Source organism: Brevibacillus choshinensis (assembly GCF_016811915.1).
GTDB lineage: Bacteria > Bacillota > Bacilli > Brevibacillales > Brevibacillaceae > Brevibacillus > Brevibacillus choshinensis_A.
Genome location: NZ_CP069127.1, coordinates 763,124 through 789,076, shown reverse-complemented (window position 1 = coordinate 789,076; position 25,953 = coordinate 763,124). Strand labels below are relative to the sequence as shown.

At 52.0% G+C, this 25,953-nt stretch carries 23 protein-coding genes; 4 read left to right on the top strand and 19 right to left on the bottom strand.

All coding sequences use genetic code 11. The features are described from left to right. Window positions 1–77: 77 nt before the first annotated feature. The 10 genes from JNE38_RS04145 to JNE38_RS04100 all read right to left on the bottom strand — a co-directional run bounded on the left by JNE38_RS04145 (window position 78) and on the right by JNE38_RS04100 (window position 9,767). Window positions 78–989 (bottom strand): DMT family transporter, encoded by a 912-nt coding sequence (locus JNE38_RS04145; RefSeq protein ID WP_203355377.1) that lies wholly within the window; start codon window positions 987–989, stop codon window positions 78–80. Between the two features lie 42 nt (window positions 990–1,031). After that, on the bottom strand, window positions 1,032–1,472 hold the full coding sequence (locus tag JNE38_RS04140; RefSeq protein WP_203355376.1) for a GNAT family acetyltransferase: 441 nt from the start codon (window positions 1,470–1,472) through the stop codon (window positions 1,032–1,034). 123 nt (window positions 1,473–1,595) lie between these two features. After that, complete coding sequence (locus JNE38_RS04135) at window positions 1,596–2,294, bottom strand: LrgB family protein (protein WP_203355375.1); 699 nt, start codon at window positions 2,292–2,294, stop codon at window positions 1,596–1,598. Then, window positions 2,272–2,661: a CidA/LrgA family protein gene (locus JNE38_RS04130; RefSeq protein WP_203355374.1), complete on the bottom strand. Its 390-nt coding sequence runs from the start codon at window positions 2,659–2,661 to the stop codon at window positions 2,272–2,274. The genes JNE38_RS04135 and JNE38_RS04130 overlap by 23 nt, the downstream gene beginning before the upstream one ends. A gap of 97 nt (window positions 2,662–2,758) precedes the next feature. After that, window positions 2,759–3,643: a LysR family transcriptional regulator gene (locus JNE38_RS04125; RefSeq protein ID WP_203355373.1), complete on the bottom strand. Its 885-nt coding sequence runs from the start codon at window positions 3,641–3,643 to the stop codon at window positions 2,759–2,761. A gap of 143 nt (window positions 3,644–3,786) precedes the next feature. Further along, window positions 3,787–4,905 carry an Ig-like domain-containing protein gene (locus JNE38_RS04120; protein ID WP_203355372.1) on the bottom strand — a complete coding sequence of 373 codons (1,119 nt, stop codon included), beginning with the start codon at window positions 4,903–4,905 and terminating at the stop codon, window positions 3,787–3,789. A gap of 82 nt (window positions 4,906–4,987) precedes the next feature. Further along, on the bottom strand, window positions 4,988–5,710 hold the full coding sequence (locus tag JNE38_RS04115) for an SDR family NAD(P)-dependent oxidoreductase (protein WP_203355371.1): 723 nt from the start codon (window positions 5,708–5,710) through the stop codon (window positions 4,988–4,990). Between the two features lie 21 nt (window positions 5,711–5,731). Continuing rightward, window positions 5,732–7,177 (bottom strand): dipeptidase PepV, encoded by a 1,446-nt coding sequence (gene pepV / locus JNE38_RS04110; RefSeq protein ID WP_203355370.1) that lies wholly within the window; start codon window positions 7,175–7,177, stop codon window positions 5,732–5,734. A gap of 61 nt (window positions 7,178–7,238) precedes the next feature. Further along, window positions 7,239–8,156 carry a homoserine O-acetyltransferase MetA gene (gene metA / locus JNE38_RS04105; protein WP_203355369.1) on the bottom strand — a complete coding sequence of 306 codons (918 nt, stop codon included), beginning with the start codon at window positions 8,154–8,156 and terminating at the stop codon, window positions 7,239–7,241. 162 nt (window positions 8,157–8,318) lie between these two features. Next, a complete protein-coding gene (locus tag JNE38_RS04100; RefSeq protein WP_203355368.1) occupies window positions 8,319–9,767 on the bottom strand; it encodes a nicotinate phosphoribosyltransferase in 1,449 nt (482 codons plus the stop codon). A gap of 131 nt (window positions 9,768–9,898) precedes the next feature. On the opposite strand from JNE38_RS04100, the gene JNE38_RS04095 reads away from it, so the two are divergent. From JNE38_RS04095 to thrC, 3 genes are all read left to right on the top strand, one after another. Beyond that, window positions 9,899–10,546: an MOSC domain-containing protein gene (locus tag JNE38_RS04095; protein WP_203355367.1), complete on the top strand. Its 648-nt coding sequence runs from the start codon at window positions 9,899–9,901 to the stop codon at window positions 10,544–10,546. A gap of 13 nt (window positions 10,547–10,559) precedes the next feature. Continuing rightward, window positions 10,560–11,246 (top strand): 23S rRNA pseudouridine(2604) synthase RluF, encoded by a 687-nt coding sequence (gene rluF / locus JNE38_RS04090; protein ID WP_203355366.1) that lies wholly within the window; start codon window positions 10,560–10,562, stop codon window positions 11,244–11,246. A 200-nt stretch (window positions 11,247–11,446) separates the two neighbouring features. Beyond that, window positions 11,447–12,709, top strand: a complete 1,263-nt coding sequence (gene thrC, locus JNE38_RS04085; protein WP_203355365.1) for a threonine synthase — start codon at window positions 11,447–11,449, stop codon at window positions 12,707–12,709. A gap of 131 nt (window positions 12,710–12,840) precedes the next feature. Here the strand turns inward: thrC and JNE38_RS04080 are convergent, their stop codons facing one another. Continuing rightward, a complete protein-coding gene (locus JNE38_RS04080; protein WP_203355364.1) occupies window positions 12,841–13,167 on the bottom strand; it encodes a DUF1904 family protein in 327 nt (108 codons plus the stop codon). Between the two features lie 251 nt (window positions 13,168–13,418). Between JNE38_RS04080 and JNE38_RS04075 the strand changes: the two genes are divergently transcribed. Continuing rightward, window positions 13,419–14,249 carry an undecaprenyl-diphosphate phosphatase gene (locus tag JNE38_RS04075; RefSeq protein ID WP_203355363.1) on the top strand — a complete coding sequence of 277 codons (831 nt, stop codon included), beginning with the start codon at window positions 13,419–13,421 and terminating at the stop codon, window positions 14,247–14,249. 121 nt (window positions 14,250–14,370) lie between these two features. Here the strand turns inward: JNE38_RS04075 and JNE38_RS04070 are convergent, their stop codons facing one another. The 8 genes from JNE38_RS04070 to JNE38_RS04035 all read right to left on the bottom strand — a co-directional run bounded on the left by JNE38_RS04070 (window position 14,371) and on the right by JNE38_RS04035 (window position 25,950). Next, complete coding sequence (locus JNE38_RS04070; RefSeq protein WP_203355362.1) at window positions 14,371–15,786, bottom strand: MBL fold metallo-hydrolase; 1,416 nt, start codon at window positions 15,784–15,786, stop codon at window positions 14,371–14,373. Between the two features lie 24 nt (window positions 15,787–15,810). Beyond that, window positions 15,811–17,013: an FAD/NAD(P)-binding oxidoreductase gene (locus tag JNE38_RS04065; RefSeq protein WP_203355361.1), complete on the bottom strand. Its 1,203-nt coding sequence runs from the start codon at window positions 17,011–17,013 to the stop codon at window positions 15,811–15,813. 33 nt (window positions 17,014–17,046) lie between these two features. Beyond that, window positions 17,047–17,829: a sulfite exporter TauE/SafE family protein gene (locus JNE38_RS04060; RefSeq protein ID WP_203355360.1), complete on the bottom strand. Its 783-nt coding sequence runs from the start codon at window positions 17,827–17,829 to the stop codon at window positions 17,047–17,049. 287 nt (window positions 17,830–18,116) lie between these two features. Next, window positions 18,117–20,150, bottom strand: coding sequence for an ABC transporter ATP-binding protein (locus JNE38_RS04055; protein WP_203355359.1), 2,034 nt, complete (start codon window positions 20,148–20,150; stop codon window positions 18,117–18,119). Between the two features lie 4 nt (window positions 20,151–20,154). Next, complete coding sequence (locus JNE38_RS04050) at window positions 20,155–21,906, bottom strand: ABC transporter ATP-binding protein (protein ID WP_203355358.1); 1,752 nt, start codon at window positions 21,904–21,906, stop codon at window positions 20,155–20,157. Window positions 21,907–22,236: 330 nt separating this feature from the next. Beyond that, a complete protein-coding gene (locus JNE38_RS04045) occupies window positions 22,237–23,394 on the bottom strand; it encodes a Ger(x)C family spore germination protein (protein WP_203355357.1) in 1,158 nt (385 codons plus the stop codon). Beyond that, on the bottom strand, window positions 23,391–24,488 hold the full coding sequence (locus JNE38_RS04040; protein ID WP_203355356.1) for a GerAB/ArcD/ProY family transporter: 1,098 nt from the start codon (window positions 24,486–24,488) through the stop codon (window positions 23,391–23,393). Before JNE38_RS04040 ends, JNE38_RS04045 begins: the two co-directional genes overlap by 4 nt. Next, on the bottom strand, window positions 24,472–25,950 hold the full coding sequence (locus tag JNE38_RS04035) for a spore germination protein (RefSeq protein WP_238933551.1): 1,479 nt from the start codon (window positions 25,948–25,950) through the stop codon (window positions 24,472–24,474). The genes JNE38_RS04040 and JNE38_RS04035 overlap by 17 nt, the downstream gene beginning before the upstream one ends. Window positions 25,951–25,953: the final 3 nt, after the last annotated feature.

Here is a 25,953-nt window from a genome sequence, read left to right as displayed (position 1 = left end):
TGCAAGAGTCCAGGTCCATGTGAGGCAAAAAAGAACCCCCGCTCGATTCAACCAGACGGGGGTGGAGCCTACCTTCTTTAGATTTCGGCTTGCTTGATTTCGGCCTTCCCTCTCAGTGAAACATTCTTCAGACGCGAGAACAGATAACAACCTATGATCACGACGACACTCCCTGCGAGCTGAGTGGCCGTCATCCGCTCTCCCAGCAAAAGAAACGCCAGAATGGCAGTAAAAACGGGATTGAAATTCAGAAACATTCCGGCAGAGGTTGCTCCGACCTTTTGCACACCGACGTTCCACATGACCATGCTGACAACGGTTGCCAGAACCCCCACATAAAACAGCGAGATCCAGAACGTCCAGTTCGTATTTTGAACCGTAAATGTACTCAGGTTAAACGGCAGCATCAGCGCGACGCCAAACACTCCGGAATACAGAGTTGACATGAGCGGAGTGACCGTCTTCATCGCCCAGCGAGCACATACGGAATAGATGCCCCACATGGATACGGCAGCCAGCATCCAAAGATCGCCCGCATTGAAATGCAGGTTCGCCAGATGTCCCAAATCACCCTTGCTCATGACCACCAATACTCCTCCAAAGGAAATCAGCATCGCCAGAATCTGCAGCGGCTTGATCTTTTCCTTTACAAACAAAAACGAGAAGATAGCGATCGATACGGGATTCAGGGTAGACAAGAGCCCCACGTTGGTCGCATTCGTTCTCTCCAACGCCCAGAACATGAACAGATTGAACAGCGCTACCCCCGTTACTCCCATCAAAATCAATGGAATGATTGCCTGCCTGGTAGGCAAGATGCGTCTTTCACGAAACCAGACCATCGGAATGAGACACACGACGGCAATGAGCCATCGCAGATCAGTCAACGTCAGGGATGAGGCATGACCGACCAGAAACTTCCCAACGACAAAGTTCCCTCCCCACAACAAGCTCGTGCACAGCAGGAGGGCGGCATAAATCGGTTTCATATAGCCTCCTTGATGAATAGTTCATTGCTAGTCTGTCACCTATCATACACCTTTCGGGCGATTTTGGGCGGGCTGAATCCATTTTTCCATGAAAATCAGCTCATCCCGCTTGAAGCCCAGCTTGCCGTAAAAAGATTGCACACGGCTATTTTCCGGTTCAATCAGCAGGTTGATCTTGTCGCACCCGAGCAGTCCGAGTCTTTGCTCCAGCTCCTGCATCAAGCGCGTTCCGAGGTCCTGCCCCTGACAGGCAGGATCGACTGCCAAATGATTGACCCAGCCCCTGCGGCCGTCATAGCTCCCCATCACGGCGCCTGCTATCCTGTCGTCGTCTGTGAGAGCGATCAAAAACAGCTCCCCGTCACGTTCCAGCTTTCTTTGAATGCCCAATGGCGTATCGGAACGAGACAGCTTCAAGCCCGCGCGCTGCCAAAGCGAGAAAACCTCCTCCAAGTGATCGAGAGTAAATGATTGGATGCGCATTCAACCAGTCCCTTCTTCTTTTTAATATTTATACAACCAAACTAATAAATATACAATTAAAACCATACAAAAAGGGGCTCGCTTACAGCCCCTGAAGATTCAAATTCTGACTGACATCCCTCTCTACACTCCCATCCAGGAGAGGATGACCGGGAGTAAGACGAAGGACCATACCACCGTCATGACCGCACCTGTAATCACAGCAAGTGTCGCGCTGCTGCCTTCCAGATCGCCGAGCTCCAGCGCCTTTGCCATACCGAGAACATGCGCGCCCATTCCGTACATCAGGCCGATTGATACCGGATGACGCAGCCGCAAATGCTTGATCAGGGTCGGTCCCCAAAAGACGCCGGCAAAGCTGGTCAGCATCACGAACAAAGCCGTCATCGAAGGGATTCCGCCGATGGATTCAGACAGCCCGACTGCAATCGGCAAGGTGATGGAGCGTGGAATGACGCTAATCGCTGCTTCTTTCCCTAGTCCGAGCAGCATCGTAGTCGAGACACCAGCGATGATCGCGATGAACGTCCCCACTGCCAGACTGCTGACGATCATCCTCCAATGCGAAACCAGGATCGCCCAGTTGCGGTAGAGCGGGATGGCAAATGCGACGGTCACAATCCCCAGCATTTCGTTCATGATGCTCGTGCCTTCCTGGTATTTCTGAAAAGGCGTATCCGTCACGAGCAGCAATAGCATGATCAGCAGCGGCGCCACGATAGCCGGAGAGAACAGCAGGCCCGGCTTTTTGCGGTTCAGCTTTTTGGCCAATACGAAAAAGAGAATCGTCACGAAGAGACTACATATCTTCCACAGAATCACGCCGCTTCACCTCTCCCAGCTTGAACATGCGCTCAGCAACAACGCCTGTCGAAATCATCACGAGTGCTGCCCCGCTCACCACGACGAGCATAACGAGCAGTCCTTTGATGCCCAAAAGCCAAGGATATTGCATGATTCCCGCAATCGCAGGCACGAAGAACAGAATCATCTGGGAGAATACGAGAGCTGCTCCAGCCTCGACCCATTTCAGGCGAATCCAGCCCAATTGCAAGCACAAAAACAGCAGCCCCATGCCGATCAAACTGCCCGGAATCTGTAATTGCAGCGCAGCGGACAGCCATTTTCCTACCCATGCAAAGACGAACAGCAGCAAGATTTGCGGCAGCGCCGTGAGCCATGATTTCATCCTGAACACCCCGATTCTTCTTGTTGGTAGGTCCATTCTATATGGTCTCGGCGTTATTCGTACAATACATAAATATCATGAACTCTATTCCATTTGGTTATGGAGACAGATGCTGCTCGGCAAACGAAATGAATGCCCTCGTCGCGTAGGACAGGTAGCCGTCCTTGCGGTAGATGAGCGCGTATTGCCAATCGATCACAGGTGCTGAAATGTCGACGGTGCGCAGCTCGCTGTTGTTCAGACGCCTCACGATGGAGCGCGGGACGAGCGAAATCCCGAGCTGCGTCGCCACCAACTCACCGACAAAGTCCCAGAGCGAGCTCATGTAGGCGACGCGCGGTTCAAATCCAGAGCGTACACACGCCTGCTTGACCACGTCGTGAATGGCGTATTCCTCGGTAAATAAAATAAATGCTTCTTCCCTCAGCTCTGCAAGGCTTACGGAGTCACGCCCCGCAAGCCAGTGCTCCCGATGAACGATCGCGACCAAGTCCTCTGCCTGCAAAGGGACCGCACCGAATTTCTCCGTATCGGCTGGAAGCACCGTCAAGCCTACGTCGATACTTCCTTGCTCCACATGAATTTCCAGGTGCTTGGCACTGTACTCCTTCATCTCGATTTCGATCCCCGGATAGCTCTTTTTGAACAGGGCGATGACATTCGGCAGCAAAAACGAGCCCACCGTTGGCATCATGCCCATCTTGACACGTCCGCGCTCCATGTTTCGGACCTCTCCGATCGATGACGCCAAGCTGTCCATCAGCTGAAGAACCTTCGTCGCATGGTCATAGACGAGCACTCCTGCGTCCGTCAGTTCCATTTTTCGTTCCGTCCGATCGAGCAGCACGACCCCCAGCTCCTCCTCCAGCGCTTTCAGCATCTTGCTGATGGAGGGCTGAGAGACATGCAGCGTGCTGGCAGCCTTGGTAAAGCTCTTTTGTTTTGCCACTTCCACAAAGTACTGCAATTGCCTGATATCCATGAAAATGCCCCCGTCGCGTCCTGTTAGTAGCTCCTTACAGATTACCACAGGGACTGCTCGAAGGCGTACTTGCTCATGCTCCTTGCCGGCTCTAAAACGAAAAACCCCAAAAGACGGGGTTTCCTCAATCTGAACGTATTTCCTTATTGTACGGTCACCTGGACATTGACCAGCTTTCCGTTGAAGGTGGCGATCACTGTGGTCCTACCCGCCTTGACAGCCGTAATCTTGCCTGCCTCGACGGTCGCCACTGCTTGATTCACCGAAGTCCAGTCAGCTTTTTCCGTTATTTCTTCTTTTGTTTTATCCGAGTAGGTGACGAACGCTTTCAGTGCCTTCGTCTCGCCTGCTTTGAGCGTTACCTTTTTCAGATCGGTTTCGAGCTTGGACAGAACGGCAGCCTCGACTGGAACGGTAACTGATTTGCCTCCGTACTTCACAGTCAGCTTGGCCTTTCCGGGACCTACGCCAGTCACTACTCCGCCAGCCACCGTGACGACTTTCTCATCACTCGTCGTCCATTCCGCCTTTTCGGTTACATCGACCTTATCCCCGTTTGTCAGGCTTGCCGTCAGCTTTAGCGTCTGGGTCGCACCTGGACGCACGTACACTTTTTTCTGGTCCAGCTGCAATTTCGAGATCACATCCACTTCGACTGGCAAACTCACTGATTTGCCGCCGTAGGTGACGGTGATTTTCGTCTTTCCGGAGCCTACTGCTGTGACGAGCCCCTTTTCCACGGTAGCGATCTCACTGTCTGCTGTCGCCCACTCGGCTCCTTCTGTCACCGCCGCTGTCGACTTGTCTGAATAAGTAGCGTTAGCAACGACTTGCTTGGTCGCTCCTACGCTCAGAGCCAGCTTTTTCTGATCGACCGCAAGCTTGGAAATCCCTTCGATCTCGACAGGAATCGTGACAGATTTCCCGCCGTAGCTTGCCTTGATCTTGGTTTTGCCAGAACCGGTGGCTGTCACCAGACCCGCCTCTACTGTTGCGATCTCGCTGTCCGCTGTGCTCCAATCGGCATTTTTGGTGATGTCCTCGGTTGTTTTATCCGAGTAGGAAACCGTCAACGCAAGCTGCTGCGTCCCCTCTTTTTTCAGCTTGACCGCTTTTGCATCCGCACTGAGCTTCGTGATTTTCTTTTGGACGGTATCCGATGCCGCTGCTTTTGCATGCGCAGAACCATGTCCTGCACCTGCCAGCGCCACGCCAAACGCAACTACTGCTGCAAGCATCGCCTTTTGCCAATGCCTTTTCATGTACGATCTCCCCTCCCAGCTTATCTACCACTTTTTTCTATATCGGCCATTCGCCAGCCCGATTGAAGAAGCAAATGGGTTATTATCTGCCCCCACTCACATTGAGGATCTCCCCCGTGATGTAGTTCGCCGCATCTGATGCAAGAAAAGCAATCATCTCCGCTACATCAACAGGTGTCCCCGCACGCTTCAATGGCACACTCGGCAAAAAGCTCTGCAGCCGCTCCCCTGTAGAAAACTTTTCATGCCACGCCGTGTCAATGACGCCAGGTGCGACTGCATTGACGAGAATCCCCTGATCGGCAAATTCCTTTGCCATCCCGATGGTCAGCGTATTGACAGCTCCTTTGGCTCCCCCAAAACGAGCGGCGCCCGAGGAAATATTGATGATCTTTCCTTCTTTCCGCAAAAGCATGTCGCGAAGCACAGCCTGCGAGCAAAAAAGAACACTCTTCACATTGACAGCGTAGGTCCGATCCCATAGTTCCTCCGAAAGCTCCATGAATGAGCTCGGATGGATTCCCGCTCCCGCATTGTTCACCAACACGTGAATGGCTCCGAATTGATCGAGAACCTCCCCGACCATCCGATTTACCTGCTCCCTGTCGGATACATCCGCCGAAAAGATAGAGCACTCTCCTCCCTCCGCCCGGATCGCGGCAGCCGCTTCCTCTGCTCCACGCAGGTTGGCGTGATAATGAATGGCGACTTGTGCACCGCGGGATGCCAACAGCTGCGCTGCCGCGCGGCCAATCCCGGAGCTTGCTCCCGTGACGAGCACTACCTTCCCCTTCAAATCGTGCATCTTTGGTCCCCTCCTCTCGTTCTACCGATACTCCGCATTTGCCATTTCATAGATCGCCCGCGCATACATGGCGGCAGACAATAACAAGTCTTCCACCTCGATGTACTCGTCCGCCTGATGGGCCAGCGAAGTTTTCCCCGGAAACAGCGGACCGAATGCTACGCCGTTGCCGATGTGATAGGCGTAGGTTCCCCCGCCTGTAGACAGCAGTGTCGGCTCCTCGCCCGTCGTCTCCTGATAGATTTGCTGCAGGATGCGGATCATCGGATGGTCCTTTGCGACGTGATGACCTTTTTTCAAGAGAGGCGGCTCCACGACGAAGCCGTACTTTCCTACCCGCTCTGAGATGACTTCCAGTATTCTGCTCGCTTCATCCGTCACGGGGTAACGAAGATTGATGTGGAAAAACGACTCGCCCAGAGGTTCAAATTGCAGGATGCCGCTATTGATTGTGAGCGCACCGGAGATCTCGTCCGCAAAAGCGATCCCCAATGCCACTCCCCCATAATCTTCAAAGAGCAGCGTATCCACGCACGCCAAAAAGCGCTCCGCATCCGGCTGAAGGCTCTGCGGTGCAAGAAAATGGATGAGCTCAAGAGCGGCATTGACTCCCAGATGCGGCTCCATCCCATGCGCCGCCTTTCCCTCCATCGCCAGGACGATCTGCCCTGCTTCGATCTGCGCCGTCCCCTTGCGCCCTCTGCCCTCGCAGTAAGCCCTATATGCACAAGCGAGATGCTCCAGGACAGGAGCCTCACCTGCAATGACAGCTCGAGCGGATTCCGGCACCATGTTGGCCGTACCCCCTCCGTAAAAGGAACGCAGGTATCCAGCGGGCTGCTCATCTGCGGGCCACTCTGCAGGCGTTTCTGCCTTTGCCAGCATCACTCGCGTGTTGATCTGCCCTTTCTCCGCATGAACGATGGGGAAATCGGCATCCGGCGTGAAGCCTGCAAGCGGCAGCTTTTCCGTCTCCCGGTAGCGCGCCATGCAGCGGCTTCCGCTCTCCTCATCGGTGCCAAAGATAAAACGGATCTTGTGCCTCAGGGGAAGCCCAAGCTCCTTGACGATTTTGAGACCGTAGTAAGCAGCGAGCATCGGTCCCTTGTCATCGATGGCTCCGCGCGCATACAGCCTTCCCTCCCGGATCTTCGGTTCATAGGGCGGCGATGTCCATTCTCCCGTCGCGGCTACGACATCCAAATGCCCCAAAACGGCTATGTAATCGTCCGATGGGGAATCCCCCAGCTCTGCGTACCCGACATACCCCTCCAGATTGGCAATGCGAAAGCCATCTCGTGAAGACAGGTCCAGCATATACTCCAGCGCGCGGCCAATCTCTTTTCCCATCGGTGCTCCCTCTGCGCTCGTCTCCATCTGCTTCACACTGGGAATGCGCAGCAGCCCGTCCATGTCATGGAGCAGTTTTTCCTCGCGCCTTTGCACTTCCTCATACCAGTTGACCATGTTTTCCCTCCTTCTCTGTAAAAAAACCATCCGATCGGCTCGGATGGTCGCTTTTTTGTTCTTACTTGCCATTGTTCAAATCGTATGGCGTTTCCTGGTAGACGTAGTAGTTCAGCCAGTTGGAGAACATCAGGTTTGCGTGCGCGCGCCAGGTGACGATCGGCTCGCGGTTCGGATCATCTTTGGGATAGTAATTTCGCGGAACCGCGATATCCAGCCCCTTGCCCACGTCGCGCTGGTACTCGTCCTGCAAGGTCGTGGGATCGTACTCGGAGTGCCCTGTCACGAAAATTTGCCGTTCGTCCTTGGTCGCCACGACGTAAATGCCCGACTCCTCGGATTCTGACAAGATCTCCAGCTCCGGCACTTTCTCGATGTCCTCCCGGCGATTTTCCGTATGACGGGAGTGCGGGATGTGAAAGTAGTTGTCAAACCCGCGGAACAGCTTTACATTCTGCTTGTTCAGCGTGTGCGGGAATATTCCGAAGATCTTTTCCGGCAGCGGATGCTTGGGAACTCCAAAGTGATGATACAGCCCCGCTTGCGCTCCCCAGCAAATGTGGAGCGTGGAGGTGACATTCGTCATCTTCCAATCGAGAATTTCCTGCAGCTCCTTCCAGTATGTCACTTCCTCAAATTCAAGCTGTTCAACGGGCGCTCCGGTGATCACCATTCCGTCAAAGCGCTCATGCTTGATTTCCTCAAACGTTTTATAGAACATCGACAAATGCTCTTCCGATGTGTTTTTAGAGGTGTGAGTGGACATGTGAAGCAGCACGATTTCCACCTGCAACGGTGTGTTCCCCAGGAGACGGAGCAACTGGGTTTCAGTCGTTTCCTTGACTGGCATCAGGTTTAAAATGACGATGCGCAGCGGCCGGATGTCCTGCGTGAAGGCTCTGCTCTCCTTCATCACGAAAATGTTTTCCCCAGCCAGTATTTCCGTTGCTGGCAGCTCGTCAGGCAATTTGATTGGCATGTGTATCCCCCTTCCCTTCCTTTGCAAAAAAACAGGCAGAAAAATAATAATCCGACTAATTCGACAAAGATACATTCCTACCTGCTAGGATAATCGGTGAAAATAAAAAAAGCAACGCCCATCCACAGGGATTGTGCCTGCTTTTGAACGCTGCCTGTTTCCTTATTTTTGCATGTGTTCTTTCATCAAACGATTCTTCGTCTCCCAGACCTCGTCGCTCATATACAGGCGGTAATGCTCCGGATTGAGCATCCGCAAGTACTCCGGCCAGAACAGATTCAGCTGCTCGCGGTGATAGGCGCGAATCTCTTCCAGAGACGGCAAGTCGTACACGAGCTCGCCATCGAGAAAGACCGGGACGAGAAGCGCTTCCGCTTTGTACTTTTTCAGCTGCTTGTTCAGATACGGATGGCTCGGATTGAAGAGGTGCAGGGGAGCTCCCGTCGACACCAGTTCCTCATGCGGGAAACAGAGGTAGTCAGCGATGGCCTTGTTCGTCTCCGGATCGATCAGACGATACATATCCTTGATTCCGGGATTCGTCACTTTCTCCGGATTGCCCGAGATTTTGATCGTCGGCAAATATTCGCCATTCGCTCCCTCTCTCGCTACCAGCTTGTAGACACCGCCCAGAGTCGGTTGATCAGCCGCCGTAATCAGCTGCGTGCCGACACCCCAGCTGTCCACTTTCGCACCCTGCACCTTGAGGTTCATGATCGTATGCTCATCGAGGTCGTTGGATGCGACGATCTTGACGTAATTCAGCCCCGCTTTGTCCAGCATCTCCCGCGTCTTGATCGACAGGTAAGCCAGATCACCGCTATCCAGTCTGACTGCGGACAGCTGTTTCCCTTCCGCTTCCAGCTTTTTGCCCAGTGCGATCGCATGAGGGACTCCGCTGCTGAGCGTATCGTACGTATCTACGAGAAGAGTTACCTGGCCTGGCAGCGCCTGGGCAAAACGCTCGAATGCCTCTTCCTCGCTATCAAAGCTCTGCACCCAGGAATGGGCGTGCGTCCCTTTTGTCGGGATGTTGAACATTTTGCCTGCCAGCATGTTGGAGGTAGCGTCGAAGCCGCCTACATAAGCCGCTCTCGTCCCCCACAGCGCTGCGTCTGCTTCCTGTGCGCGCCGGGTTCCGAATTCCATCAGAACGTCGGAGCCCGCCACATTTTTAATGCGGGAAGCCTTGGTCGCGATCAGAGTCTGATAGTTCATGTAGTTCAGCAGAGCAGTTTCCACCAGCTGCGCCTCCATCATCCGGCCTTCGACGCGGATCAGCGGTTCATTCGGAAATACCAGCGTGCCTTCCTTTACCGAGTACAGCGTCCCCGTAAACTGCAGACTCCGCAGTTCCTCCAGAAAAGCAGGGTCGTAGTTCTCCTCCTGCTCACTCAGATAGACGAGATCGCTCTCTTCAAAACGCAGGTTCTGTATGTACGCGACGATCCGCTCCAGCCCGGCCGATACGGCATAGCCATTGCCAAAAGGCAGCTTTCGGAAATAAGCCTCAAACGCCACTTTCCGATTGTGCGTGCCATTGATCCAATGGGCATACATCATGTTAATCTGATATTTATCTGTGTGCAGTACCACACCCGACGATTGCATGGGACATAAGCCTCCTGTATCTTCCTTTTCACCATCATACCAGAGTTGCCAGAGGATGTCCCTGTGCACAGTGGTAGCGGATGGGGATTTGTTATAGTATGAAGGGAGTGCAGATGTTGGGAGTGAATGAAATGTCAGACAGAAAAATCGTATACGTGAGCAAAGGATTGCCCAAGAACAAGCTATACAACGGACAAGAATTTCGCTCCGGCATATGGAAGGAGCAAACGGACGAGCTGCATGTCCACGCTCATCAAATCGCAGAGGACGATGTGGCCAATCATGCGTATCACGGCGGCCCAGACCGTGTCGTCTGCCTCTATCCTTTTGAACATTATGCCCATTGGGAGAAGGAACTCGATCTACCATTGGAAAAATCGGCATTCGGTGAAAATGTGACTGCCGAAAATATGCGTGAAGATCAGGTGTGCATCGGGGATGTCTATCAGTTCGGGGAAGCGATTCTGCAAGTCACACAAGGTCGATATCCTTGTGCCACGATTAATAAACGCAATAACAACAACCAGCTGTTAAAACACATCATCGCGACCGGGTACACCGGGTACTTTTTCCGTGTCTTGCAGGAAGGAACGATCAAGTCGGATTCCCCTATCATCCAGCTGTCCGCCCATCCCTTGCAGGTGAGTGTCGCATCGATTCACCACTTGTACTTCCACGAGACAGCTCCAGACCCAAAGGCGCTGGCGCGGATGCTCGAAGTGGAGGAGCTCGCCCTGCCCTGGCGCAATAAGCTGCTCGAAAAACAGCAGAAGCTATGAAAGGAACAGTTGCATGCGAATCAATAAGTACATAAGCGAAACCGGCTTTTGCTCGCGCAGAGAGTCCGACAAGCTCATCGAAGCCAGGCGGGTGACGATCAATGGCAAGCTGGCCGAGCTGGGCAGCACCGTAGCACCGGGCGACGATGTACGCATCGATGGACAACCTGTCGGAGCCAAGAAAAAAGCAGTCTACATCGCGCTCAACAAGCCTGTGGGGATCACCTGCACGACCGAACTTCATGTCAAAGGGAATATCGTCGATTTCGTCAATCACCCCGAGCGTATCTTCCCCATCGGCAGACTGGATAAAGATTCCCAGGGGTTGATCCTGCTCACCAATGACGGGGATATCGTCAACAAAATCCTGAGGGCAGAGAACAACCACGAAAAAGAGTACATCGTCACCGTCGACAAGCCCATCACGCCAGAGTTCGTGCAGGGGATGTCCGGAGGCGTCCGAATCCTCGGTACCGTCACCAAGCCTTGCAAGGTCACCAAAATCGGCGACCGTGTCTTCAAAATCATCCTCACCCAAGGCCTCAACCGCCAGATCAGACGCATGTGCCAGGCGTTCGGCTATCAGGTGCGCCAGCTCAAACGGGTAAGGATCATGAACATCCAGCTGGACAATCTCAAGATCGGACAATGGCGCGACCTGACCCAGCAAGAGCTGGTGGAATTGAATAAGAATCTGTAACCCAAACAGGATCGAGCAGCTTCATGCTCCTTCCTGTTTTTTATTGAGCCCGATCTTTTTCAAGAATATTTCGCATTTACATCCCAACATCCTCCCGCTACTATATAGGGCATAAGTCGGTTTCTTTTTACGCCAACAAAATACATAGAAAAGAGGTGGAGAGAGCCACTCATCCCCAGGATGGCTGGATCTCATGGCTGATGAAATTGGTTTGTGTCGATTGCAACAAGGAATACCCTGCTGAATCCTTTGACTATCAATGCGTGTGCGGCGGCTTGTTTGACATTGTCCACGACACCAAGCATCTGGACGCGGAACAGTTGAAGCGCGTCTTTCACGATCGCCTGTCAGAACGCATGACTCCCTATGCCAGCGGAGTGTGGCGCTACAAGGAGCTGATCTTTCCCGAGCTCGCGGAAGAGTTCATTACGACCAAATACGAGGGCAATACCGGCCTGTACTCCTCTGAGCTGCTTCAGTCATACACCGGGAATCGTAAAGTCCTGCTGAAAGCGCAAAGTGAAAATCCAAGCGGCTCTTTTAAAGACAACGGGATGACTGTCGCTGTCTCCCACGGGCGCTCCCTCGGCTACAAGCGCTTTACCTGCACGTCCACAGGCAACACTTCCTCTTCTCTGGCCATGTACGCCAGCATGGCACAGGGCGAATCGTATGTATTCGTCCCGAACAAAAACATCTCTCTGAACAAAGTACTGCAGACACTTGCTTACGGGGCCAGGGTCATCAGCTTTGACGGTACCTATGACGACGGCATCCGCTTCTACGAGCAGCACAGCAAGGAGCTCGGCCTCTACATCTGCAACTCGATCAACCCGTTCCGCATAGAAGGGCAAAAGAGCATCGTGTATGAAATTGCCCAGTATCTGAACTGGAATCTGCCTGATTGGGTGGTGATTCCCGGCGGTGCGTTGAGCAATGTGACGGCACTGGGAAAAGGACTCCAGGATCTGAAGACTCTCGGTTTTATCGAAAAGGTTCCCCGTGTCGCCCTCGTCCAGGCGGAAGGTGCCAGTCCATTTCACCAGATGGTGTCGAAAGGGCGCACCCAGCTCATCCCAGAGCCTCATCCCTACACACGAGCTTCGGCTCTCAACATCGGCAATCCGCCCAGCTGGAAAAAAGCGTTGCGCACACTTGAGGAGACACGAGGCGTGACATGCTCCGTCACCGACCAGGAAATCCTGGATGCCAAAGCCTTGGTGGACAAGAGCGGGATCGGCTGTGAGCCTGCTTCTGCTGCAACGGTGGCCGGCCTGCGCAAGCTCGTTTCCCAGCAAATCATCGACAAGGACGAAACCGCCGTCTGCATCTTGACTGGAAATATGCTGAAAGACACCGACGCCCTGCACGAATATCACCTGGGCGAGACATCGAAAGGGGCTTTCCGCAACACGATTCAATCCGCCGAGCTTTCCTTGGAGAACATCGCTCGTCTCCTGTAAGAATCGAAATGGGGGTTTATTAAGCGCTCAAAAAAGGCAGTCCAAAACAGTTGCTTCCTGTTTTGGACTGCCTTACTTCTGTAGATCGAACAAGCCTGTCGAAACCGAAAAATCTTTCCCGGGAAATCTGTCTAAAAATGTTTTCCATTCGCGTAGTAGCTTTCCTTTTGGTAGGCAATAAAGGCCATTTCCACTTCTGGGATGTCGAGTGACAGGACGTGCCGTGTGACGATTTCCGCAAACTTGTCTCGCGTCTCCTGTCCCCGCTCGAACCATGCCACTTCTACGAAAGGAAAGGATTCTACCACCCCTCCTCCAAAAACACCTGTCGTATGTAAACACTCGATCGTAAAATTATCCGTGCCGCAGCCGCAGAGAACGGCCAATTCCTCAAGGAGCGGCTCACTGACTGTTGCCAATTTTTCTGGTTTGATGCCTCGTACGATTAATTGTGGCATATGCGATTCTCCTTTTGTTCATAGTAGGGGTCTTGCCTGCTATCATCATACCCTGAGCAGGATATTTTCCGATATCTTTTTTCGGATGTCCTGTACCATTTGGATAACGTCATACGTATCTTCTCTTGGTCATTTGGTTGATCAAGGAAAGGCTTACTATTTCACGGCTTTTGTATTACAGTGTATGAGGGACAACTCCTATAAAAACATGCGCCCAAACTAGAGGGGCGTTTTTGGAAAGGTGAGTAACCATGGATCTTTGGCAAATCTTCGTGGCGTTTGTGTTGGGACTCGTAGAAGGTCTCACGGAATTTGCGCCTGTCTCTTCAACTGGGCACATGATTATCGTCGATGATACCCTATTGCACTCAAAGGCCCTGTTTTCGCCTGAAGTTGCGAACACCTTCAAGGTGGTCATCCAGCTCGGCTCGATTTTAGCTGCCGTCATCGTCTTTAAGGATCGCTTTCTCAGCCTTCTCGGTCTGAAAAAAATGTCTCCGGATGGAAACGGCCCCGGACACAAGCTCCGTTTGTCGCAGGTCTTTGTTGGTCTATTGCCGGCTGCCGTACTGGGTTTGCTGTTTAATGATTACATCGATGAGTATCTGTTCTCGATCAACACCGTGCTGATTGGACTGGTAGCAGGAGCGCTTCTGATGATTGCCGCAGACTGGTTCCGTCCAGGCAAGCCAAAAGCTGCGAGCGTCGACCAGATCACGTACAAGCAAGCTCTCATCATCGGCCTGTTTCAATGTATTGCCCTTTGGCCGGGTTTTTCCCGCTCGGGTTCTACCATTTCAGGAGGCGTGCTGCTCGGCCTCAGTCACCGTGCAGCCTCCGACTTTACCTTTATCATGGCGGTTCCTGTCATGGCAGGCGCCAGCTTCCTGTCACTATTGAAGCACTGGCAGTACATCACGGCTGATACACTCCCCTTTTTCATCGTGGGATTCATCAGTGCCTTCATTTTTGCCCTGCTGGCCATTCGCTTCTTCCTCCAGCTGATCAACAAGATCAAGCTGGTTCCGTTCGCCTTGTACCGCATCGTGCTGGCTGCGATCATCTTCTTTGTCTTCATGTAAGCCATCACCAAACGAAAAGCTGCCTTCCCATTTCTTCGATGGGGGCAGCTTTTTTGTTACTAGGGAATCTCTACGCTTATTCCAGAGAGTATCTGTCAGGAGATCGGTTCCTTATCCCTACTCACTTGACGATCGGAAGTCCTTGTTTGACCCACTCGTCATAACCGCCGATCAGATTCTGTACATGCTTAAACCCGTTCGCTTGCAGGAGACTCACGCCGATGGCTGATCTTTTACCTGTTTTGCATTGGACCAGGATCGGTTTGTCGCGCGGTAATTCCCGAAGTCTCTGCGGCAAAAAACCGAGCATGATAGGTGCTGCCCCGGGGATGTACCCTTCCGCCCGTTCTTTTTCATAACGGACATCAAGCACATGCAGTTGTCCTGTTTGCACCGCATCCCCCACCTCCTCAGGTGTCGCTTCTTCATATTTCCCAAACCTCGAGTCGCCATGGAGATCGAAGACAGTCAAGTCCATCGTGGAAGCCACGTGATCCATTCCGATAGACTGCAAATCCAGCAAGATATCCGGAACCGACTGCTTTTCGGCCAATAGGTAAATCGGTCGATCATCATTCAGCAGCCATCCCGCCCACGTGACAAATGACTTGTCGTATGGAATATTGATTACTCCCTGTACATGTTTCTGGGCGAAGACTTTTGCTGGTCGAGTGTCCACTACCAAGCCTTGGTCCACCCACGTTTCGACTATGTCTATAGAGCCATCCAAGTGAAGCGGCGCATGAATCTCTCGCAGCAGCCGTGCCCCTTCCTTGTTCACTTGCTTCATCCTCGAGAAATATGTGGGCGGCTCCGGCTGCCCTTCCAGCAAGCTCTGAATAAAATCATCCTCATCCTCATGCTGCAACGCCCAATTCGTACGCTTTTCATAACCGACAGTGCTTGACTGGACTGCCCCTATGGCCTTGCCGCACGCACTGCCTGCCCCATGCGCAGGCCAGACTTGAAGATAGTCTGGAAGCTTTTTGAAGCGTGATAAAGAGCGAAACATGTTACGTGCCATCACTTCGGTGGAGCCGCTCACGTTTGCCGTTTTCTCCAGAAGGTCCGGACGTCCAACGTCTCCGACAAACACGAAGTCGCCTGTAAAAATTCCGATCGGTCCTTTCGCCGGCGAGCCTCCATCCGTCAAGAGCAGGGAGATATGCTCTGGCGTATGTCCCGGTGTATGGAGCACTTCGAATGTCAGGTTGCCAATGTTGAATGTGTCCCCGTCTTGGAGGAAACGGTGTTTGTACTCGCTTGCGTATTGGTAACTCCAATCGGGCCCCCCTTCATTGGACAAATACAAAACAGCTCCGAGTCTCGAAGCAATCTCCCTTGCGCCGGAGACATAATCCGCATGAATATGCGTTTCCGTCACGCCGACTATCTTTACCCCGTTGACTTTCGCCGCTTTGGCATACTTTTCGATATCGCGCGCCGGATCAATCACGATCGCCTCACCGGTCGCCTGGCATCCCACCAGGTAGGACGCCGCAGCCAATTTTTCATCATAGAAATATTTGAGTAACATACGTCAACCTCCCACACTCTCCGTTTACATGAAGCCTTTGAGCATGCCATGCCAATACATGACAGGAAGCAATTCTTTTTTCAGAAGATACATGCTTAGCCTTTCACGGGATTGATCAAAGGGAAACGACTCTTGGGGATTCATCTCATAATCAAACTCAGCTAATATCAATTTTCCGTAGCCCGTCACGAGCGGACATGAGGTATAACCCTTGTACTGGTTGCGAATGGGCTTTCCGCTCATCAAGGATAAAAGATTTTGCACGACCACCGGCCCTTGCTTGCGGATCGCAGCCCCTGTCTTTGATGTTGGCAAATTCGTGCAATCCCCAATCCCAAATACGTTGCCGAAGCGTTTATGCTGCAGCGTCCACTTATCCACGTCGAGCCAACCATCGCTTGCGGCAAGCGGACTTTTTTTAATCATATCGGGGGCGCTCATCGGCGGCACCGCATGGAGCATGTCATAGGGCATGATCACGTGATCGCCCGTATCGAGGTTCTCGAAAACTGCTTGTTTCTTATCACGGATGATTTCGATCAGGTTATGCCTAAACCGCGTCTCTATTTGCTTTCTTTCAATGACTCGCGATAATGCGTCCGCGTATTTTTTCACACCGAATATCGTCGCTCCGCCAGAGACAAACGTGATGGAGGCTTGAGACCGGACGCCTGATTTGAGGAAATAATCGTCCGCCAGATACATGATTTTCTGGGGAGCCCCGCCGCATTTCACCGGAGTGTTCGGGTTGGTAAAAATCGCCGTTCCTCTTTTAAAATTCCGAATGGTGTCCCACGTGCTCTCGACATAATCGTAAGAGTAATTGCTGCATACACCTTCCTTGCCAATGCTCTCTTTTAGCCCCTTCACCTTATCCCAATCGATTTGAATGCCTGCAGCGACCACCAGATAGTCATAGTTCAATTTGCTTCCCGACGCCAATACGATGGCATTCTCGTTCGGCCGAAATTCGGTGACGGCATCTTGCACCCATGCAGCGCCTTTCGGGATCACCGAGGCCTCCTCCCGTTCCGTAGCCTCCTTGGTACATTCACCAGCGCCCACTAGCGTCCATAATGGTTGATAGTAGTGTTTCCTTGCAGGATCAATGATGGCAACATTTCCAACCAAATCGCGCGATAGCCGCAGGAGACGGGCAGCAACCGTAATTCCCGCGCTTCCGCCGCCGACGATGACTATTTTGTAATGCGTCTTCGTCCCTGACATTTCCCTCCACCCCATCTCTATTCAAAGTGACCTTCACAAATTCAAGGCTTCTGCATTGATGAACAGCATGTAAATGGCTACTGCCATCACGACCCCGGAGAACAAATATTGGAGTACCCGTCGCTGTTGGCTTAACCGATTGGCGAGGAAAAAGCCTGCTAACCCGCCGATCATTCCTCCGCCGACAAACGCCAGCACTACCCACCAGTTCACCAGCCCGGACAGACTGTAATTCATTGCCGTTGTCATACCAATAGTCCCTACCGAAAGCAATGATGAGCCGATGGCTGCAATCATTGGCATCTTTGTTGCGAACATCAGTCCAGGAACAATGAGGAAGCCTCCCCCAATTCCAAAGAATCCGGACAGCGCCCCCACCGCAAGAGCGATGACAGCAACTCGCAGAAAACGAACCTGAGCGCCTGCGTCAACCGTTTCCTCACTCTTTTTCTTGGGCATGGACATTCGGACAGCCATGACAATCATGAAAACCGCAAAGAAAAATAACAGTTGCTTTCCAGGTATCAACTTGCCGACAAATGACCCGAAAAAAGCTCCAATCGAACCGAGAATGGCGAAACAGGCTGCTGCTTTCCATCGGACATGACCGGCCTTCGCGTGGGGAATGAAATTGATGTAAGCATTTACCGCAACCGCGAATGCCGAGGTTCCTATTACGACATGCGGGTCCTGAACTCCAACTATGTAAAGCAAAAGAGGAGTTGCCAAAATCGAACCGCCCCCACCAAGCAAACCTAAAACAAATCCGACAATCCCACCGGAAACGATCGCGAGAATCACTTGAATCGAAGTCATTTCTGCACAAGTCCCTCCCTTCTTGCTCGAACGTATATAGCAAGCAACATGCCAAAGCGATTTTTCCCGTCATACCGCCTTTTTCCGCATTTCGCCTCGCCTAAAAATTGTCAATCTTGAATATGACTTTTGGTGGAATATTCAGTCACAAACGAAGCTCATGCCCTTTTCAAATCTGATAATCCGTTTAGCATTCTTGGCAAAAAAAGGATCCCCGTTTCTTGGAACGAAAAAAGCCGTGAAAACAAGGGAGAGCATCCCCAAGTTTTCCTCGGCTTTTTACGGGCTCACGGCGCTGACAGCACTGCGCCATTCGATGAACGTTCCCCTTGCTGCAGTTGATACATTTGAAAATACTTTCCTCTCTTCTCCATCAGATCGTCGTGCTTGCCACGTTCTACGATGGTTCCCCGATCCAAGACGAGAATCTGATCCGCATTTTTGATCGTCGACAGCCGATGAGCGATGATGAACGTAGTCCTGCCTTTTTTCAAGACCTCAAGCGCCTCTTGGATGATGCCCTCCGTCTCGGTGTCGATGCTTGCCGTGGCTTCATCCAGCACGAGTATTGCGGGGTCAAAGGCAAGGGCTCGTGCAAACGAAATGAGCTGGCGTTGACCCGCGGAAAGGGTGCTTCCTTTCTCCATGACGGGCTCGTCAAAGCCTTTCGGCAGTGTGCGCAGAAGCTGCTCTGCCCCAACATCCCGCAGCGCTTTTTCCGCCTTTTCCCGCGAAATCGACGGGTCGGACAGGGTCACATTGGAAAGAATCGTCCCCGTAAACAAAAACGGGTCCTGCAGGACGATCCCCATATGCTGTCGTACCTGCTGCTTCGTCATGTCCTGCACATTTTTCCCGTCGATCAGAATCGCCCCGTCACTGATATCGTAAAAGCGGAACAGCAGATTGATGATGGAGCTTTTCCCCGAGCCTGTATGTCCGACCAGCGCGACCGTTTCTCCCGGCCACGCCTCGAATGAAACCTGGCGCAGCACGTATCGGTCTGCCTGGTACGCAAACGTGACATTTTCAAAGCGGACATTCCCCTGATAGCAAGGAATTTTCCCCGGATCGACGGGAATCCCTTCCTCATCGATCAGTTCGAATACCCGCTCTGCCGCTACCCGTGCCTGCTCCAGCAAGGACAACTGGTTGACGATTTGAGTGATCGGCTGAAACAGTCGGTTGAGATAGTCGACAAAGGCGTACAAGACACCAAGCGTAAACAGGCTTCCGATCCCCTCCGATGCTCCACCCACATACCAGATGAATAGGATGAAAGCGAGATTGCGCAAAAAATGCACCAGATTGAAGGAAGCCACCGAGTTGAAAAACTGCATCTTTTTCTGGTAAGTGAAGATCTCTTCATTGAGCTCGTCAAATTCCCGCTTGGTTTCCTTTTCTCTGCGAAACGCCTGAATGATGGCCATTCCTTGGATGGACTCGTTGATCATGGCGTTGATGTCACTGAGCCTTCTACGGATGACATGATTGTAGACGGCAGCGTACTTCCGATAGAGAATGACCCAAACGACCATGATCGGCAGGATGGCGAGACACACCAAAGCGAGCTTTACATCGAGCAAGAACAATGCGATGAAGATACCCACCAAATAAATGCAGCTGCTGAAGAACTGATCGAGCACCTTGGAAAAGAGCTCGCGCACTGCCTCCGTATCGTTGGTGACACGGGCGACCACTTTTCCAGCGGGAAGTTTGTCGAAATAAGGAATCGGCAAGCGCTGGATATGCGCAAACACATCTACCCGCAGCTTTCGTATCACCTGGTTGGCAGATTTCTGCAGCATGAACTTTTGTCCGTAATGAAAAAGGGACGCCATCGCGAGCAGCCCCATATAGAGGCCGGCGAGCATCAGCAAGCCTCTGGTCTCCGGACGAAAGAAGCCAAAGACCTCCTGACTGGTCAGCATTTGTGCCGGATAGACATCCTTCCCGGAATCATGCGAGATGGTGAGTGTCCCATTCCGGAACTCACGCTTGCCATCTGCAACGATCGGTTGGTCGATAAAGTAATAGGCCCGCCCGACTTGGAGCACACGTACTTGGGCACCATTCCGTTCCCCTTCTGCCAGATGGTCTTGGCGGGTGTACCACTTCCCTTGATACATGGCAGAGTCGTCACGCTTGTTTGTCTCATACCACGGAAGCTCGATCCCAAGGATGTGGGTATCGATCATCTTTTTCGCGAGGAAGGGACCCGTCAGCTCTGCGGCTACCGCGATGGATAGCATCAGCAGGCCCAAAAGGATTGTTTTCTTGAAAATCGCCGCGTAATAAAATAACCGCTTTCCTGTCGACATGGAATCACTCGCCCTCCGTCCATTGTGCTTCCATCTGTTGTCTCATGTATTGCTCCTTGTACCAACCGCCTCGTTCGAGGAGCTGCTCATGCGTTCCTTCTTCGACGATTTGCCCTTCATCGAGGACCAGCACCCAATCGGCATGCTTTACGGCAGACAAACGGTGGGTCGTGATGATCGTGGTCTTTCCGGCACGCTCACGCCGGATATTGGCGATCATCTCCGCCTCTGTCTTGCCGTCAACTGCCGACATGGCATCGTCGAGAATCAGGATTTCCGGCTGAACCAGCAAAGCCCGTGCGATCGATACCCGCTGTTTTTGTCCTCCAGAGAGCGCGACTCCCCTCTCCCCGACGACAGTTTCCACCCCTTCCGGCAAAAATTGGACGTCGCGAGCGAAAGCGGCTAGGCGCAATGCCTCATGCAGCTCTTCCTCTGTCCCGTCTTTGCTGCCGAAGAGCACATTTTCCCGTACCGTTTTGGAGAACAGGATCTGTTCCTGGGGCACATAGCCGATCCAGTGCTTGAGCTGATCGAGCGCAATCTGCTCCAATGGAATGCCCGAGATTGTGACCATCCCCGCCCCCAGTGGGTATTCCCGCAACAGCTGGCGTACCAGCGTGGTTTTGCCGCTTCCGGTCCTTCCTACGATCCCCAGCTCCTCCCCTCGCTCAAGCGTAAACGAGACGTCCTTGAGAGAATCGACATGGGCGGATGGATAGCGAAAGGTCACACCATCAAAATGAATCATCTCTGGGATCGCCGGTCGCTCGGGCTGTTCGTGATCCGTCACGTCTGCCTGATACGCCAGCGTCTCGTTGACCCGATCGAGTGATGCACTGCCCCGCTGCATGACGTTGATCAGCTCCCCGATCGCGAACATCGGCCAGATGAGCATCCCCAGGTAAACGTTGAAGGAGACCAGCTCCCCGAGTGTCAGCTCCTGGTGAAAGACCAGATATCCACCGTAGATCAAGCCGATCATGTAACAGATCCCTACGAGAATTTTCACAGTAGGCTCGATGAGGGAATCGACCTTGGCCACCGCGATATTCTTTTCGTACACCTCGTCCGTCTTTGCACGAAATCGTCCCTCATCTGCTGTCTCCTGGACATAGGCGCGGACGACCCTGACGCCGGCGACCGACTCTAGCACCTGGTCATTCAGCTCACCAAAGGCATCCTGCGCCAGTGAAAAACGCTCGTGAATTTTCTTGCCGTACCGATTGATCGCGTAAGCCATCAAGGGCAGCGGCAGGATGGAAGCAATCGTCAATTTCCAGCTGACCAAAAAGCCCATCGTCAAAATAATCACACTGGTAAAGCTGACCGAGTCCACCAAGGTCAGAATGCCGAAGCCCGTCGTCATCGACACGGCCTTCAGGTCGTTCGTCGCGCGGGCCATTAGGTCTCCTGTGCGATTCTTCTGATAAAACGTTGGCGTCATCTTGAGGAATTGCGTCATCAGCTTGGAACGCAGTGTCCGCTCTGCCAGGTACGCTCCACCAAACAGTTTGTTCACCCAGACGAGATTGACCAGATAGAGAACAACGGTCAAGACCGCATAAAACAGAATGATCTGAAACATCCGCTCCGCCGTCATGGTTCCCAGCTGAAGCTCATCGATCGCCACCCCGATGATCTTGGGCGGAATCACCTCCAGGATGCCTCCGACGATCAACAGCGTAATCGCGACTACATATTGCTTTCTATGCTCTCGAAAAAACCAATTCAGTTTTGCTAAAACCGCGAACATCCGCTGCACCCCCCTTCTTTTGTAGCGCACTGACTTCGGACCTGATGAACAAAAAAAGGCACATCGCTCGCAAGCAATCTGCCTTTTCTTCTATTGCAAATAGAAAAAGCGCCGGTTACGAAGACAGGTAACCTGCGCCATGATGTGCGTGGAGATAAAAATCTACTCGACTTGCCCATATGGTGTGGTTACGTCATGTATGTGATTTTGTCTGCGACGATCATTCAACAAATTCATGACAACCCCACCTTCCTAAAATTGTTGGATATTTCCAATTGATACATTCTGAACTTTATCATCCCGGCTGCACCATTGTCAACGGATGTTTTTTTAATGAATCAGACCGGTCCCTTTGATCTCTACCTCCACCCGGGGGCGAAAGCTAATGCGTGAAAAGTCCTTGTCCCAGTCCAGCTTCTTCCAGGTTTCCGGATGAAAAGCCATGATCTGACGGCCTACCCCATAGAAATCGCATCTGGCTTCCTGCAGCTTGTGCAACACTTTTTCTGCGTCCTTCGTTAATTGATTTGATAATTTTCGATTCAGTTCATTGAATTTGGCTTCGGTGTTCAACTGGTTATGCGGATACTCGACAACGGTAACCTTTAGCTTTGCATGCAAGTCAACGATGATGCTCTGAGAGGAAGAACTCTCCACTTTTACATCCATTTTTCTCTTCACATTTCCCACCAGGAAACTGATGTAGCCTAGCGTGCGCAGCTTTTCATCCCCGCCGATTCTTTGATTGATTCTCGCTCCCTTCAGGTCGAATTTTGAAAACATCATGCTGAGAAGCGACTCATCCGGAGTCAGCGTCCCTGTCATTTTTTTGTCATGAGTCAGAACGCTCCCAATGACGGCAGGTTCCCCATCGACTAGGCCCAGGTATGGAATAATCAGGTCCTCTCCGTGTTCGAGCAGGGATGGATAGATGGATTGGAGTGTCGCCTCCGGTATGATTCGTCTTTCCACCTGGCTTTCCAACAGCTCGACGAGGTAGGAGCCGACCAGAGGATCTCTTGCTGCGATATGCTCCATGAGCTGTTTGGCCTCGCCTTTCACAACGGCAACCTTCGCTTTTAATTCCCCCATGGGGTCCCGGTACAGCAGGTCCAGTGTCGAATAGAGATCCAGTCTAGCCAGCTTCTCCCCAATCAGAACGGCTTGATTTTTTGAATCATCTACGGTTTCCGATGTTTTTCTGTCCATCATCATCGCTGTCTGGTTGATCGTATCTCCGACCGCCGAAATCACATTCTTTTGCTTTCCGCTCACTGCTCCTGATCCTGGTTGCTGCGATGAAGAAGGAGAGCTCGTCTGCTTAATGGCTGGCGTCAGCAATGCGAAGGAGTTTTGAATTTTCCCCTCTTCCGCCAAGTCTCTACCTATGCAAATGATGAGGTTTCTGTCCTTTAATATTCGTTGATCCCAACATCCACTGAGAAAGAGAAGAGCGAGGATACCCGCTGCAAACAAAGATGGTTTCATGCGGTCTTTTGCCTCCCTTTTCCTTTTTGAAGAGAAGAAATCACGAGCAGAACGGCAGGAATGATGATGAAGATGACAGGACTGATCACTACTAGCAGGTCCGCCATCTTGTCCGTGATAAACGGATCGTCCGCCCACAGGGCTATGACAAAAGGAATCATGGATACCGGAACCGCCAAACGAGTGTGGCTTTGTTTTTTCAGCATATGAGAAATTCCAACAGCACTTAAAAAAATGAAGATGGCGGAAGAGCTGATCACTTTTGTTATCCAAAACGATAGAAAAATGAATTCCAACCGCTCGATTACAATGAAAGACAGAGCCTTTAGCATATATAAAACCGGCTCCGGGATGAGCATAAGCTGCTTCGAGTTAAAAATCGTGATAGCAGCAAAAATAGTCATCGTGTACAACAACGTGACCAAGAGATTCGCCGCCATGAGCTTTTTCAAAATGACTTTCGGGGAACCTTGCACATACGGGAACAGCACGAATATCGCCTCAAAGCCGGTCATGGCGACAATGGTGCTTTTTATCCCTAAGAAAATGTTCCCGAGACCTGCCTGTCCAATTGGCAGCAAATAGATCAAATGTCCTTTTGAGATGGCGAGGATGAGCAAGATAATGACGGGAATCAGCAAAAAGCTCAGGAGGATATAAAATCGAGCGATGACCTGAAGGCTCTGCTTGCATAAGTAAGCCGAGACCAAAAACATCAGCCCCAGCAAAAGCCATTTGGGCGTGTTGGGGTAAGCCCATTTGCTGATGATGGCATAATAGTTGAGCTGAATGAGTGTAGCGATGAACAAAAAGTACCCGATGTAGCACAGATTGATGAGGAATCCGAAAACGGCCCCTGTCCGTTCTGTTGTCAAACGGAACAGGGTGGAACCGGGATTTCTGCTCATCAGCATCCAGTACCCCACAATCAGGATCTGTACGAGCACTCCCGAGAGCAGCATGGATATCCAGCTATCTCCTTTAGCAGAAAGGTGGACCTGATAGGGCAGCGAAAGAATACCTGCACCTACTTGGCTCTGGATGATGACGAACATGAGTTGAAGGGGAGAAATTTTCCTATTCTCTGGAATCATCTGGTTGCCACCCTCGAGAGATTGTCTCTTGCGTGTTTCTTTGAGGAGTTGCATCAACGGGCCGGCTGCTCATTTTCCACATCGGGAAGCGGACTATCGTATCTTTGAGATTCCTCCATTTACCGGTAGAAAGGGGCGCGAAATAAGGTGTGCCAAAGGACTCTAGGGCGCACAGGTGAATAAGTAGCAGCGTAAAGCTCAATACAATGCCCAAAAGTCCGAGCGTGGCTGCCGAGATCATGAATCCGAACCGAAGCAGCCGAACCGCTGTGCCCATTTCATTGGACGGGACGACATAGGCAGCTATCGCCGTGATTGCCACGACGATGACCATGATATTGGAGACGAGGCTTGCCTGCACCACCGCTTGCCCGATCACGATACCGCCAATCACGCCGATGGTTTGCCCAAGTGGCGAGGGCAAGCGAATCCCCGCTTCCCGAATCAGTTCGATCGTGATTTCCATGATGAAGGCTTCCACCAAGGGCGGGTAGGGAACTTTATCGATCGATTGCTTGATCGCGATGATCAAGTCGCTCGGTAAAATTTCAAATCGAAAAGCAACCGTCGCGATGTAAATGGCAGGAAATGAAATAGCGATGAAAAAGCTGATCAATCGAATCAAACGAAAAAATGTCCCTGCAAACCAGCGGCTATTGTAGTCATCTGGAGATTGGTAAAACGCGAAGAACGTCACCGGAAAAATCAGAGCCGTAGGAGCCCCGCTGGCTAATAACGCCACCCTACCTTCCATCAGATTAGCCGTGACCCGGTCAGGGCGCTCTGTACTGAGAAGCTGGGGAAACGGGGAGTAGGGAGTGTCTTCAACATACTCTTCGATAAAATTGGTCCCTAATATGCTATCTGCATGGATGGCTTGAATTCGTTTTTCCATCTCCTGGACAACCTGTTTGTTTGCCAGGTTATTCATATATAGAAGGGCTACCCGCGTCTGTGTCTCCCTTCCGATGGTATAATACGTGACCGTTAATTGCCGATTTTCAATCATTTTCCGGACCAGATGGACATTCACATTCAAATTTTCAATAAAACCGTCATGCGCTCCGCGAACCACCTTTTCATTCACGGGTTCATCAACGGAACGGGTAAAGCTCGATTTGGCTGCGATGCATACGATGTCTTGCTGCCCGGTAAGGAGTACGATCACATACCCCTTCAGCAAATACGAAGTCGCTTCGCTCAGCGTTTGGACGGTGCTGACCGAGGCGGCTGGCAAACAGTCCGCGATCGCAGCGCCCGGTTTTTGAAGGATGGGCTGCAGAACTTGTTCGTGAATGGACTGGCTGTCTGTCAACGTATCGAAAAACATCAGCTTCACTTGTTCGCAATCCCGCCCGAAATCCTGAATTTGCAAGTCGTCGCTATATTGGAGAAGCTCCTGAATCGCAGCAGCATCTCTCTCGACTGAACCTGTTGGAATATCTGAAAGTCGCCGGCTCACACA